At 69.4% G+C, this 12,679-nt stretch carries 8 protein-coding genes; 2 read left to right on the top strand and 6 right to left on the bottom strand.

The window, feature by feature from the left end; translation table 11 throughout:
* The first annotated feature begins 1,383 nt into the window (after nt 1-1,383).
* Nucleotides 1,384-3,048: a ParA family protein gene (locus MTO99_RS14570; RefSeq protein ID WP_243559200.1), complete on the top strand. Its 1,665-nt coding sequence runs from the start codon at nt 1,384-1,386 to the stop codon at nt 3,046-3,048.
* Nucleotides 3,048-4,031 (top strand): ParB/RepB/Spo0J family partition protein, encoded by a 984-nt coding sequence (locus MTO99_RS14565; RefSeq protein ID WP_243554353.1) that lies wholly within the window; start codon nt 3,048-3,050, stop codon nt 4,029-4,031. Before MTO99_RS14570 ends, MTO99_RS14565 begins: the two co-directional genes overlap by 1 nt.
* A 248-nt stretch (nt 4,032-4,279) precedes the next feature.
* On the opposite strand, the gene MTO99_RS14560 is transcribed toward MTO99_RS14565, so the two are convergent.
* The 6 genes from MTO99_RS14560 to MTO99_RS14535 all read right to left on the bottom strand — a co-directional run bounded on the left by MTO99_RS14560 (nt 4,280) and on the right by MTO99_RS14535 (nt 12,673).
* The gene (locus MTO99_RS14560; RefSeq protein WP_435520827.1) at nt 4,280-5,236 is read right to left on the bottom strand and encodes a D-alanine--D-alanine ligase family protein; all 957 of its coding nucleotides are present in this window, start codon (nt 5,234-5,236) and stop codon (nt 4,280-4,282) included.
* Between the two features lie 94 nt (nt 5,237-5,330).
* Nucleotides 5,331-6,656, bottom strand: coding sequence for an aminotransferase-like domain-containing protein (locus tag MTO99_RS14555; protein ID WP_243554351.1), 1,326 nt, complete (start codon nt 6,654-6,656; stop codon nt 5,331-5,333).
* Nucleotides 6,657-6,953: 297 nt separating this feature from the next.
* Nucleotides 6,954-7,277, bottom strand: coding sequence for a thioredoxin (trxA, locus tag MTO99_RS14550; protein ID WP_243554350.1), 324 nt, complete (start codon nt 7,275-7,277; stop codon nt 6,954-6,956).
* Nucleotides 7,278-7,356: 79 nt separating this feature from the next.
* Nucleotides 7,357-8,349: a thioredoxin-disulfide reductase gene (trxB, locus tag MTO99_RS14545; protein WP_243554349.1), complete on the bottom strand. Its 993-nt coding sequence runs from the start codon at nt 8,347-8,349 to the stop codon at nt 7,357-7,359.
* A gap of 261 nt (nt 8,350-8,610) precedes the next feature.
* Nucleotides 8,611-10,236, bottom strand: a complete 1,626-nt coding sequence (gene murJ / locus MTO99_RS14540; RefSeq protein WP_243554348.1) for a murein biosynthesis integral membrane protein MurJ — start codon at nt 10,234-10,236, stop codon at nt 8,611-8,613.
* Entirely contained in the window at nt 10,229-12,673 is a 2,445-nt protein-coding gene (locus MTO99_RS14535) for a DUF6049 family protein (RefSeq protein WP_243554347.1), read from the bottom strand. Before MTO99_RS14535 ends, murJ begins: the two co-directional genes overlap by 8 nt.
* Nucleotides 12,674-12,679: the final 6 nt, after the last annotated feature.

The following is a 12,679-nucleotide window of genomic DNA, read 5'->3' as shown; positions in this document are numbered from 1 at the left end:
CGATCGGTTCCTGTAGGCCAGCCCACTTCGGGCCTGACAGCGCGCGACATGACTCGACGGATCAACGAAGCCAAGACGGGTCGCATCGGCATCGGCATCGGCGATTCAGCGAACGTCCGGATCTGGCGCTCCTCGTCCAGCCCAGTTCCACGCCGATGGCCGGTTCAGATGCCGTCGGCTGGATGTTTCACGTGAAACACGCCGGGAAGGCATTGGCATTGGCATTGGCATTGGCATCGGTATCGGCCTGAAGCGATCCCGTGCAACGGCCGCGGTACTTGCCCGCCCGCTGTGCACCTGCCCACTTCAGGTGCGATGCCGCACACCACCAGACGCAGAACCCCTGGGTCAGCGAGGCCAATGGTTTGGCGTCGGGTCGGGGCCGGCAGCGCGGCCCGCGGAATCGGATGACGGTGTCGCAATGCACGTGCCGGCGAAATGACGTGATCCCCGCGGAGCACTCCCTGTCCATCTCGAGTGAACCACGACGAGGACCGACGTACTCAGACGCGCCTTGACCTGCTTGACCGAAGCGCACCTGCCCTGGGCATCGCCCGGCCACCTCCAGCAGATGCGCAGCTCGTCCCTGAACTTGCAGCTGTCCGCCGACACCGAAACGGCTCCGATAGCGTCCCGTGCGCGCCACGATCAGTGACAAGAGGATGTATCGCCCAGCGAGCACCGGCAACTTGGCGCGACACGCAGGACTGCATGACCGTCTTCAATTCCGAAGCTGGCCGGAGCGCGTGCCTTCCGGAGCGGCTGCTCGAGCGGGCCCGTCATACCGAAGATGGCGTTCCGCCACCAGCGTGCAGCTCCGCGCCGGCTGGCGCGGCGAGCGGATGCAGTCCGCCTGACGTTTCACGTGAAACATCGCGCACCACAGGAACGCGTCGGTGTTTCACGTGAAACACGCCGCGGACGCGTGCCGCAGCCGCTTCCCGCCGGCTGCAGGGAACCCGCGTTCACTTTGACTCGTCCATGCCTTCACCTGTGGATACGGGATTGTTCCGCTCTCCGGGCGCGCGTGAGCGCCAGCGTCCGAGCGCACAGTTAGGCTTGGGTGTCGGACCGGCTGGAGATCGGTCGGGGCGACGCATCATCACACGACGAGCGTGGGTTGGAGAACTCGGGATGGCGCAGGGTGGGGCTCGCGGTTGGTTCCGACGCAGACGTGCGCGATCCGAGGAGAACCAGAAGCAAGTGCCCATCGCTCCCGCATCAACTCCCCCATCGGCCGCTCCCGCGCCGGTCGCCGCGTCGACGCCCGACGTCGTTGGGGCCGCGGTCGTCGGCGACCCGCGAAGCTGGGCTCCACCGTCGCAAGCAGTGCCGACGAACACGTTCGAACAGCCACAAGCGAGTCCCGCTTCGGCACCTCAGATGACCGTGCCCGCGGAACTGTCCCAGGAAACTCAGCCCGATCCCGAGGTCGGGACGACCCCCTCGACTGCGGCGGAGCATCCCGCGCCCGAGCGAGACGAAGCTTCGCCGCCCGGCTCCGAGGCGCGCTTCGACTGGGACGCGGCGACTGCCGCGGCCCTGACGGACTCGTCCGATGCATCGACCGAGGCCCTCGCGCAGCCGGCGCCGCATTCGAACGCCTCGGCCGATCGTCTGCTCGAAGACATCATCCGCGAAATCGTGGGTGACGCGGCCGCAGATACGGTGTCTTCGCTCCACCAGCCGAAGCCTGCTGTGACGGGCGAATCACCGTCCACCGCGCCAGCATCAGGCCCGCCGAGTCCTGACGCGTCTGCCGCGGACGCTCCAACTCCGGAAAGCCCCACCCCGCCTTCCGAGGTGAACAACGTCACGCCGGCACAGCCCGTCGCTGAGCCGGCCGAAACCGCCGACGATGACGCAGCGCGCACGGATTCTGCCGCATTCCCGCAAGCTGAGCCGAACGCGTCCGCTGTGCCGACTCCACCGACCGTCGATGACTCTGCGTCGATCACTCGTGAGGATGCCGCGATCGCGCCGGCAGAACTCGTCAGTTCGGAGGGTGACCGAACGCCTGATTCTGTCGTCTCGATCGTCCCTGAGGCCATCCGTGGATCGGCAGCGCCCCCTGCGGTCGCGCCGCCCGCGGTGCTGCCTGACGGTGGCACCCCCCAGACTCCACTTCCCACTGACGTTTCACGTGAAACATCCCCGATCTACGGAGGAACTCCCCTGGCCGATCAGCTCGCCGAAGAAACTCGTCGGCGCATCGCACTCGAGGAGGCGGTGCTGCCACTCCCCCCGCAGACGCGCGTTCTCACGATCTCGAACCAGAAGGGCGGCGTCGGGAAGACGACGTCCGCCGTCAATCTCGCTGCTGCTCTCGCACGTTCCGGCGCGCGTGTGCTCGTTATCGACCTCGACCCGCAGGGCAACGCCTCCACCGCGCTCGGTGTCGATCACCAGTCCGAACAGCAGAGCGTGTATGAGGTGCTCGTCTCCGATCTCCCGCTCTCCGCGGTCGTCCGTCCGTCGACAGAGCACGAGCATCTCGACTGCGTGCCGGCGACCATTCATCTCGCTGGTGCCGAGATCGAACTGGTCTCGATGGTCGCTCGTGAGCAGCGCCTCCGTCGTGCGCTCGACCGCCACCTCGAATCGATGACGGAGCCGTACCACTACGTCTTCATCGACTGCCCGCCGTCGCTCGGTCTCCTCACCATCAACGCGTTCGTCGCTGCGCGTGAAGTGTTGATTCCCATCCAGTGCGAGTACTACGCGCTCGAAGGCCTGTCGCAGCTGCTCAGCAATATCGAGCTGATCGAGAAGCACTTGAACCCGACCCTGCGACTCTCGACGATCCTGCTCACCATGTACGACTCGCGCACCAACCTCGCGCAGCAGGTCGCACAGGAGGTGCGCGACCACTTCCCCGGGCAGACCCTGCAGACGATCATTCCCCGCTCCGTTCGAGTATCGGAGGCTCCGAGCTACGGGCAGAGCGTCATCACCTACGACTACGGGTCGAGCGGCTCGCTGTCGTATCGCGAAGCGGCGGCCGAGATCGCGCGCCGCGGCGCACCCGAGATCGAGGAGTCGAACTGATGGCAGCGAAACGTACCGGCCTCGGCCGTGGCATCGGCGCGCTCATTCCCACGACCGAGGACACGGCGGTCAAGGCCTCCCGACCCGTCGACGTCTTCTTCCCCGACGGAGAACGACCCGAGGCGGCGGTCGGCGCCGTCGAGCAGGCAGCCACAGCGGAGTCGCTCGTCGCAGTTCCCGGAGCCCGCCTCGCCCGCCTCTCCCCCGACGACATCGTGCCGAACGCGCAGCAGCCACGGACGGTGTTCGACCCCGAGGATCTCGCCGAACTCGTGCACAGCATTCGCGAGTTCGGGGTGCTGCAGCCGATCGTCGTGCGACCCCACCCCGACGAGGTGGGCAAGTACGAACTCGTCATGGGCGAGCGCCGCCTCCGCGCAACGAAGGCCGCAGGACTCGACAGCATTCCCGCCGTCGTCAAAGACACCGCCAACGAGTCGATGCTGCGCGACGCGCTGCTCGAGAACCTGCACCGCTCGCAGCTCAACCCGCTCGAAGAAGCATCGGCGTACCAGCAACTGCTCTCCGACTTCGGGATCACGCAGGAGGAACTCGCGGCACGGATCGGCCGATCTCGTCCGCAGATCTCGAACACGCTTCGGCTGCTGAAGCTCCCCGAGGCGGTGCAGCTCCGAGTCGCCGCCGGGGTGCTCAGCGCGGGCCACGCGCGGGCGATCCTCATGATGCCCGACGCCGAGTCGATGCAGCGGCTCGCCGACAAGATCGTCAACGAAGAGCTGTCGGTGCGGGCGGCAGAAGCCCTCGCCTCAGCAGAACCCAAGCCGGCTCGAGCGAAACCCCCCGCTGCGGGCAAGCGCCAGGAGTTCCTCGACGACCTCGCGGTTCGCCTCGGTGACCGGCTCAACACCCGCGTGAAGATCGCGCTCGGGAGCCGTAAAGGCCAGATCAGCATCGATTTCGCCACCGTGCAGGACCTTCGCCGTATCCTGACCGATCTCGGCGAAGAACTCGAGGGCGTCTAGCCGCACCCTTGATGCCAAGGCCGCGAGACGCGTCGCTCCTGCGCCGGCGAAGCGCCATGCGTGAGTCGTCATCGAGCGGCGGCCGTGCCGATGACGAGTCTCAGGATCGGTCGCGGCTCGGCGGGCACCCCTCGACCAACCGAACATTCCGCCGGTCGAGGAGTGAGCGTCGAAGGAGCACGCGTCTCGAGACCCGAGATCTGGCGGGCCGCCCGCGCGCGACCTCCCGTTCCACGTGAAACGGGTGATCAGCCGCGTGCGGCGGCGCGCCTGATGAGCCCGTCGTAGAGGCGCGAAGCATCCGTCCCCGAGGCTTCGATCGCCAGCGGTACGAGTGACGTCTCGGTGAGGCCGGGCACGACGTTCGCCTCGAGGAACCACGGTGTGCCCTGCTCGTCGACGATGAAATCGACGCGAGAGAGATCGCGAAGCCCGAGGGTGCGGTGTGCGAGCACGGCGGCATCTGCGACCGCGGCAGCGTGGTCGGCTGACAGCCGCGACGGCGCGTAGAACGTGGTCTCGCCGGCGTTGTACCTCGCCTGGAAGCTGTAGATGCCGGTGGTCGGTTCGATCTCCACGGCGGGCAGCGCGACGGGTCCGTCGGCAGTGTCGACCACCGTGACGGCGACCTCTGTGCCGAAGATCCGGTTCTCGACGATGGCGACATCGTCGTAGGTGAACGCGTCGACCATTGCGCGCGGCAGTTCGTCGGGCGCGTCGACGATCGTCACACCCTGTGCCGATCCCCCGCTGGCGGGCTTCACGACGACATCGCCGGGCAGTGCCTTGCGGACGACCCGCAGGACGCTGGCGGCGCCGAGTTCACGGAACGCTTCGTGCGACAGCACGACCGATTCGGGCGCAGCGATACCGGCGTCGCGCACCAGCGACGACGCCACGGGCTTCGACCATGCGCGACGAGCCGCCGCACCGGTCGATCCGACCGTCGGGACGCCGAGTGCGGCGAGCAGATCGAGCAACGATCCGTCTTCACCGCTCGAACCGTGCAGCGCGGGGAACACGACATCGGGTCGGTGGTCGGCCAGGAACGGCAGCAGGCCGGCGTCGGGATCCCGCAGTGCGACATCGTGTCCGGCTGCGTCGAGGGCGTCAACCACGCGTCGGCCCGACCGCAGCGAGACGTCTCGTTCGTGCGAGATGCCGCCGGCGAGCACCACGACCCGAAGCGCACGGGTGTCGGTCACGTCCGCGTCGCGTTGCTGCGAAGCATCCGTCGTGATCTCTTCAGAATCAGCCATGATCTGGGATTTCTCCGGTCTCTTCGAAATGGACGGATGCTTACTTCAGGTCCGACGGCGGGGCCTGCTCGATGCCGGGCGTGACCGGGGCCTGCAGAGTGCCGGTGCCGGCGAACGTGTCGAGCAGGTCGAGCTCGCCGTTCACGACCGTCGCGAGCCGGCGCACGCCGAGCCGGATCGCGTCGGGCGTGGGGTAGCAGAACGACAAGCGCATGGCGTGGCGCCCGCGGCCGTCCGCGAAGAACGCGGTGCCGGGCGTGTAGGCGACGAGTTCGCGCACCGCACGCGGCAGCATCGCCTTCGAGTCGAGCACATCGGGCATGGTCACCCAGACGTAGAAGCCGCCGTTCGGGTTCGTCCACGACAACTGGGGCAGATACTCCGAGAGCGCCTCGATCATCGCGTCCTTGCGTTCGCGGTACACCCCGCGGAACGTGTCGATCTGCCCACGCCAATCGGCGGTGGAGAGATACTCCGACACGACGAGCTGGCTGAACGAGGACGGCGAGAGAATCGCCGACTCGGCCGCGAGGATGAGCTTCTCGCGGATGGCGTGCGGCGCGAGCGCCCAGCCCACCCGGAATCCGGGAGCGAGCGTCTTCGAGAACGAGCCGAGGTAGATGACGCCCTCGGGGTCGAGCGAACGGAGCGCGTTCGGCGCCGGCTCGTCGAAGTGCAGCAGCCCGTACGGGTTGTCCTCCAGCACCAGAATCTCGTTCGCACGACAGATCTCGAGGATCTCGGGACGGCGCGCGGCCGACAGGGTCACGCCCGCCGGATTGTGGAAGTTCGGGATCGTGTACAGGAACTTGATGCGTCGCCCCTGCCCGCGCAGGTGCGCGATGGTCTGCCGCAGCGCCTCGGGGATCAGCCCGTCGTCGTCCATTGCGACATGCACGACCGACGCCTGGTACGACCGGAACACGCCCATCGCCCCGACGTACGACGGGGCCTCGGCGAGCACCACGTCGCCGGGGTCGAGGAACAGCTTCGCCACGAAATCGAGCGCCTGCTGCGAGCCGGTCGAGGTCACGACGTCGTCGACCGACGCACCCCGGATGCCCTCGAGCGACATCACATCGAGGATGTGCTCGCGCAGTTCGGGGATGCCCGCTCCCCCGCCGTACTGCAGCGCGACCGGGCCCTGCTCGACCATGACGCGATCCATCGCCGAGCGCACAAGCTCCTGCGGCAGCGCGGAGACGAACGGCATGCCGCCGGCGAGCGAGACCACCTCGGGCCGCGACGCGACGGCGAACAGAGCTCGAACCTCGGATGCGGCGAAGCCGGCGGCTCGCTCGGCGTAGTTCGCGTACCAAGGGTCGAGGTTGTTGCCGGTCCGCTGCGGGACGCCGTCGGTGGTCACATCACATCCGTTCTGCTCAGGGTTTCATCGTATGCGCCGCGATCGGCGCAACCTGACGGATGACTCGGAGCGAGACATCCGTCGGTGGATCCCCACCACCCCGGTAACGCAATTCAGGTCTGCAGACGGCGTGTCGGCGAATCCGCACCCATTTCGGGCGCGACACGCCGGTGCGTACCTGAATTGCGTACAGTCAGGCCAGGGCCAGGGCCGGGGCCGGGGCGGGGCGGGTGGGGAGAACGCGAAAGACCCGCCCGGCGGTGCCGGGCGGGTCTCGGGGTTCGTCGAGGTTGCCGGCTACTGGAGGTAGGCGGCGAGGTCGGCCTCGAGGGCGGGCTTCGGCTTGGCGCCGATGACGGTCTGCACGACCTCGCCCCCCTTGAACACCTTCATCGCGGGGATGGCGGTGATCTGGTACTTGATCGCGAGCTGCGGATTCTCGTCGACGTTGAGCTTGACGATGTCGAGCTTGTCGGCGTGCTCGGTCGCGATCTGGTCGAGGATCGGGCTCACGGCGCGACACGGGCCGCACCATTCGGCCCAGAAGTCGACCATGACGGTCTTCTCGTTCTGCAGCACCTCCTGGTCGAAGGTGGCTTCGGTCACAGCACGTGCGGTCATGGGTTCTCCTTTGGTGAAGTCGGTGGTGGGGCTGAGGTGACGCTCAGCGAGGCTGGTCGTGAAGGCCGGATGCCTCGGCTCAGCCGTTGACGGCGGCGAGCCGTTCGATCGCCTCGGCCTCTACTTCGGCCTCCTCGGGGGTGGCGCTGTCGTCGAGTGCCGCGAGGTAGTGCTCGGCGTCGAGCGCGGCGACCGTGCCCGAGCCGGCGGCCGTGACGGCCTGACGGTAGTGGGGGTCGATGACGTCGCCGGCCGCGAAGACACCCGCGACCGAGGTGCGCGACGACCGGCCGTCGACCCAGATGGTGCCCTCGGGCGTGAGTTCGAGCTTGCCGTGCACGAGATGCGTGCGCGGGTCGTTGCCGATCGCGACGAACAGGCCGTCGAGGTCGAGCGCGCGCAGCTCGCCGGTGATCGTGTCGCGCAGCGTCACGCCGGTGACCGCTTCGGTGCCGTGGATCTGCGTGACCTCGGCGTTGAACACGAACTCGATCTTCTCGTTGTCGCGGGCGCGCTGCTGCATGATCTTCGAGGCGCGCAGCGAGTCGCGGCGGTGGATGACGTAGACCTTGTCGGCGAAGCGGGTGAGGAATGTCGCCTCCTCCATCGCCGAGTCGCCGCCGCCGACGACCGCGATCGTCTTCTGGCGGAAGAAGAAGCCGTCGCAGGTCGCGCACCACGACAGGCCGTGGCCCGAGAGGATCTCCTCCTCGGGGAGCCCGAGCTTGCGGTACGCCGAGCCGGTCGCGTAGATGATGGCGCGGGCTTCGTGGGTCTCGCCGTTGCCCAGTTTGATGCGTTTGACCGGGCCGTCGACGTCGAGTTCGACGACGTCGTCGTAGACGACCTCGGTGCCGAACCGCTCGGCCTGCTCCTGCATCTTGGTCATCAGGTCGGGCCCCATGATGCCCTCGGGGAACCCGGGGAAGTTCTCGACCTCGGTCGTGTTCATGAGCTCGCCGCCGATCTCGACCGAGCTCGCGATGAGCAGCGGCTTCAGCTCGGCTCGGGCGGCGTAGACGGCCGCGGTGAAGCCGGCAGGCCCGGACCCGATGATGATGATGTCGCGCAACACAGCTCCTCGTTCGGCGTGCATGTGGCACCCGCACCGAGCGGATGTCACGACATGATGAACACAGTCTAGGCGGCGGCTATTCCGGCGGTTCGGGGGTTGCGCCCGGCGACGACGCGGACGGATGCTTCGCTGCGGACGGATGCCCCGGCGAAGCCGGATGCTTCGAACCAGCCGGATGCCTCGTTACAGCCGGATGCCTCGTTACAGCCGGATGCCTCGTCGCAGGCGTCTCGACGGGGCATCCGTTCCCGCCTCCCGTCACCGACGGCCGAGGCGGGCCAGCAGCGGCTCGGCGAATCCGCGCAGTTCGGGCGAGCGCAGCAGCCACAGCCCGCCGAAGTAGAGCGCCGACATGACGGCGCCGATGACGATCATCGAGACGATCGCGGGGAAGATGCCGGAGAGCGCGAAACCGCCTGGGGTGGTTCCGCCGAGCGTGACGAGCAGCAGCACACCGGCGATGACCGGCACGATGAGCGCGACGAGCGAGCGACCGAACGCGACCGCGATCCGGCGCCCGTCGAGCGTGCCGAGCCGTCGCCGCAGCAGCACCGCAGCGATCACGAGCTGCACCGTGCCGGCGACGGTCGTGACGACCGCGATGCCGAACACCACCCACGCCGACGGCAGTGCGATGCACGCGAGCGAGCCGGCGATGAACAGCACGACCTGCGCGAGGGTGAAGAAGAACGGCGTGCGCGTGTCGTGCATCGAGTAGAACGTGCGCTGCACGATGAACAGGATGCTGAACCCGATGAGGCCGGCCACGTACGCGATGATCACGTCGCCCATCGAGAAGATGAGGGGTTCGACCGCCGTGAACACCCGCGCGAACGGGTAGGCGCAGACGATCAGCACCGCCGTGGCCACGAAGATGATGACGCTCACGCCGCGAACGGCGCTCGAGAGGTCGGCGCGCACCCGATCGATCGCGCCGCCGGCCGCGTGCTCGCTCATGCGGGTGAAGTACGCGGTCGCGATCGAGACCGTGAACACCGAGTGCGGCAGCATGAAGATCAGCCAGGCGGTCTGCTGCACGTAGATGGACGCCTGGTCGGGCGCATCGGCCGAGTAGCCGACCACCGAGGTCTCGACGAATCCGGCGACGGTGGTGAGCAGCAGCATGCCGAACGTCCACCCGGCGATGCCGGCGGTCGACCGCAGTCCGACGCCGCGCCACTGGAAGTCGGGCCGGTAACGAAGCCCCGCGCGGCGCCAGAACCAGAACAGGATGAGCGCCTGGGCGACCACGCCGAGGGTCGCGCTGCCCGCGAGCACCCCGATCATCGCGGGCGACCAGTCGCCGGCCGACCACAGCTCGCCGGTCGGGTCGGCGCCGAACATCCACACGAACACGCCGAGGCCGGCGAGGGCCACCACGTTGTTCAGCACCGGCACCCAGGTGAACGGCCCGAACACGCGCTTGGCGTTCAGTACTTCGCCGAGCAGCGAGTACATGCCGTAGAAGAAGATCTGCGGCAGGCACCAGTAGCCGAACGCGACCGCGAGACCGAACACGCCCTGGCTCATGCGGCCGCCGATGAGCAGCGTCAGGAAGGGCGTCAGCAGCGTCGCGAGCAGGGCGGCCGCGGCCAGCAGGGAGAGCCCCAGCGTCACGATCTTGTTGAGGTAGGCCGTGCCGCCGTCGGGGTGCGCGGCCGAGCGCACGATGAGCGGCACGAGCACCGCGCTCAGCACGCCGCCGGCGACGACCACGTAGATCGTGTTCGGCAACTGGTTCGCCGCCGCGAACGCGTTGGCGCCCGCACCGCTCGCGCCGATGACCGCGGCGAGCAGCGCGGTCTTCACGAACCCGAGGATGCGCGAGACGATCGTGCCGCTCGCGAGGAAGGCGCTCGCTCGCCCGATGCGGTCTTCAGCCATCGCGCGGCTCGGGGGCGTCGTCGGCCTGGGGTGCGGGGCGCTCATCGGCGTGTATTCCGTTCGGGGCATCCTCGTCGTCAGGGGTGTCGCTCGAGGCATCCGACCCGCTCGCGATCTCAGGCGATCCGGTCGCGCGCTCCTCCGACCCGCTCGCGCGCTCCTCCGAGCCAGTCTCCCCAGCATCGGCGTCAGCCGCCTCAGCCGCCGCAGCCTCCTCCGCGCGCGCCTTCCGCCGTCGACGGATGGTGCGCCAGAGGCCGAACGCGAAGAACGCCACGACCAGGACCGCGAGCACCGCCGCGCCGAGCCCCTCCCAGTCGGCCTGCACGTTGGCCGGGATCTGCACCGCGGAGCCCACCGCCACACCCGTCGGCGAGTGCAGGGTCACGGTGAGCACGACCTGCCCGTTGCCCACGCCCGCTTCGACGGGAACGCGGACGTTGCTGCGCGACTCGGGCGCGAGCGTCACCGCCACCTCGTCGTCGACGATGAGCCGACCGTTCGACGGTGCGACGTTCACCACGATGTTCGCGGGATACGGCAGGCGGTTCTCGATGGTCGTCGGCACGCCCGTCTCGCTCGACAGCACGTTCACCGGACTCGAGGGCACGACGGAGATCGCGCCGACCGTGTCGGAGCGAGCGACGAGCCAGGTGCCGACCGCGGTGCTCCACTCGTCGGGCAGATCGCGCCAGGCGATGTCGAGCAGCGCGAGCAGGTCGCGGCGCACCGGGGCGGTGAGCAGCGTCGGATCGTCGAGCACGGTGGCGAACTCGGCCTCGCGCGCTTCGGCGTCGAGCATGCGCCGCGCGTACGACGGGCGGGGCTCGGCCTCGGTGCCGTCGACCAGGGTGCGTGCCGTCGGGGGCGCGCCGACGGTGTCGGCGAGCGAGGCGGGGGATGCGACGGGCGATTCGGCGAGCCGGTCGAGGGCGGTGGCGACCCGCGTGGCGTTCTCGCCCGCGGTGCGCGGCAGCGTGGCCAGCAGCGCGGCCGAGTCGCCGGGTTCTGCGGCGCGCAGCGCCAGTTCGGCGAGGAGCCGGGCGGATGCCTCGCGCTGGGCCACCTCGGACGGCGCGGTCGCCGCGGCCTGCAACGCCTCGGTGACGCGCCCGTCGGCGACGAGCGCGGTCTCGCCGTCGAGCGTCGAGGCGGCATTCCGGCCCGAGTCGGCGTCGACGTTGGCCGCCGACAGGATGCTGGTGGTCAGGCCGGCGGCGCGGAAGGCGGCCAGGTCACCGGGCGCGACCGTGCCCTCGGCCGGCCAGGCGAGGTCGGTGCGGGTGTACGGCCAGGCGAGCAGGTCGTCGGTGCTCGGCAGCGGATCGGGCTCGGCGGGCTCGGTCGGCTCGGGAGTTTCGGATGCCTCGGATGCCTGGGATGCCTCGGATGCCTCGACGGGATGTTCGTCGGTGCCCGAGCCGGCGGTCGCCGGGCGAGCCGATGCCGCTGCGGCGGCTGCGGCGGGCATCGCGTCCGTGGCATCCTCGGAGTCCCCCTGGAACCGTGCCGGGTCGAGGACGTCGTCGAAGGTGCCGACGCCCAGCACGCCCACCCCGAGCTGGGACTGCAGCGCCAGGTCGGCATCGGCGTACGCGAGCGGGAAGATCTCGTTGGGAACGGCCGCGAGACGCTCGAGCCACGCCACTGCGGCGGGCGGCGCGTCGGTGCCGAGCACCCGGATCGAGACGATGATGCGCGGGTCGATGCCGATCGCGACCGGACGGCCCGCCAACGAGTCGAGCTGGCGGCTCAGCAGGCCGAGCGGGCCGGTCCACGCGGTGAGCTGCTCGGCGTCGATCAGCCCGGTGACCTGCGCCGGCACGGTGATCGCGCCGACGACCGCGACCGACACCGCACGAGCCGGTGTCGGGGTGGTCGACGGGAACGCGGCGGCGCCCGTGGCCGCGGTCTCGCCGCCGACGACGAGCTCGGCGCCCAGCGCCACGACCGGGGCGCCGGCCTGCAGGCCGAGCACGTCGGCCGGGATCGAGACCGACGCGGTCGCCGCACCGCCGACGCCGATCGGCCGCACCTGCACTTCGGCGACCGCCGGACCGGTCGGCGCGGACACCCAGGCGTCGAGCGACGCCGTGTCGGAGATCGGCGAGCCGGGGGCGGTCAGGCGCACCACGGACGCGTCGAGCGGCTCACCCGTGCGATTCGACACCTCGACGTCGACGATGAGCGGCGCCGACGCATCGACGGCGTCCGACGCGTTCGCGACGCTCGGGGCGATGCGGACGATCAGCCGCTCGTCGTCGCCCGGCTCCTCGGAGGCTGCGGCTGGCACGCGGGTCGAGGCATCCGATCGCGAACCGGCGAGCGCGACGTCGTCGCCGCTCGACCCCGCGAGCCCCGCGGTGAGACGCGGCACGACCGCGGCGCCCGTCACCATCAGCCCGGCCGCGAGCAGCACCAGGCCGCGTCGCGCCATATCGGG

This window comes from Agromyces larvae, from assembly GCF_022811705.1.
GTDB classification, from domain to species: Bacteria; Actinomycetota; Actinomycetes; order Actinomycetales; family Microbacteriaceae; genus Agromyces; species Agromyces larvae.
This window is presented reverse-complemented; position numbering and strand designations above follow the sequence as displayed.

Coding starts and splice junctions, on each gene's coding strand:
- murJ (WP_243554348.1), bottom strand. CDS start 10,236: ATGGCTGAAGACCGCATCGGGCGAGCGAGCGCCTTCCTCGCGAGCGGC.
- MTO99_RS14565 (WP_243554353.1), top strand. CDS start 3,048: ATGGCAGCGAAACGTACCGGCCTCGGCCGTGGCATCGGCGCGCTCATT.
- MTO99_RS14570 (WP_243559200.1), top strand. CDS start 1,384: ATGACCGTGCCCGCGGAACTGTCCCAGGAAACTCAGCCCGATCCCGAG.
- trxA (WP_243554350.1), bottom strand. CDS start 7,277: ATGACCGCACGTGCTGTGACCGAAGCCACCTTCGACCAGGAGGTGCTG.
- MTO99_RS14535 (WP_243554347.1), bottom strand. CDS start 12,673: ATGGCGCGACGCGGCCTGGTGCTGCTCGCGGCCGGGCTGATGGTGACG.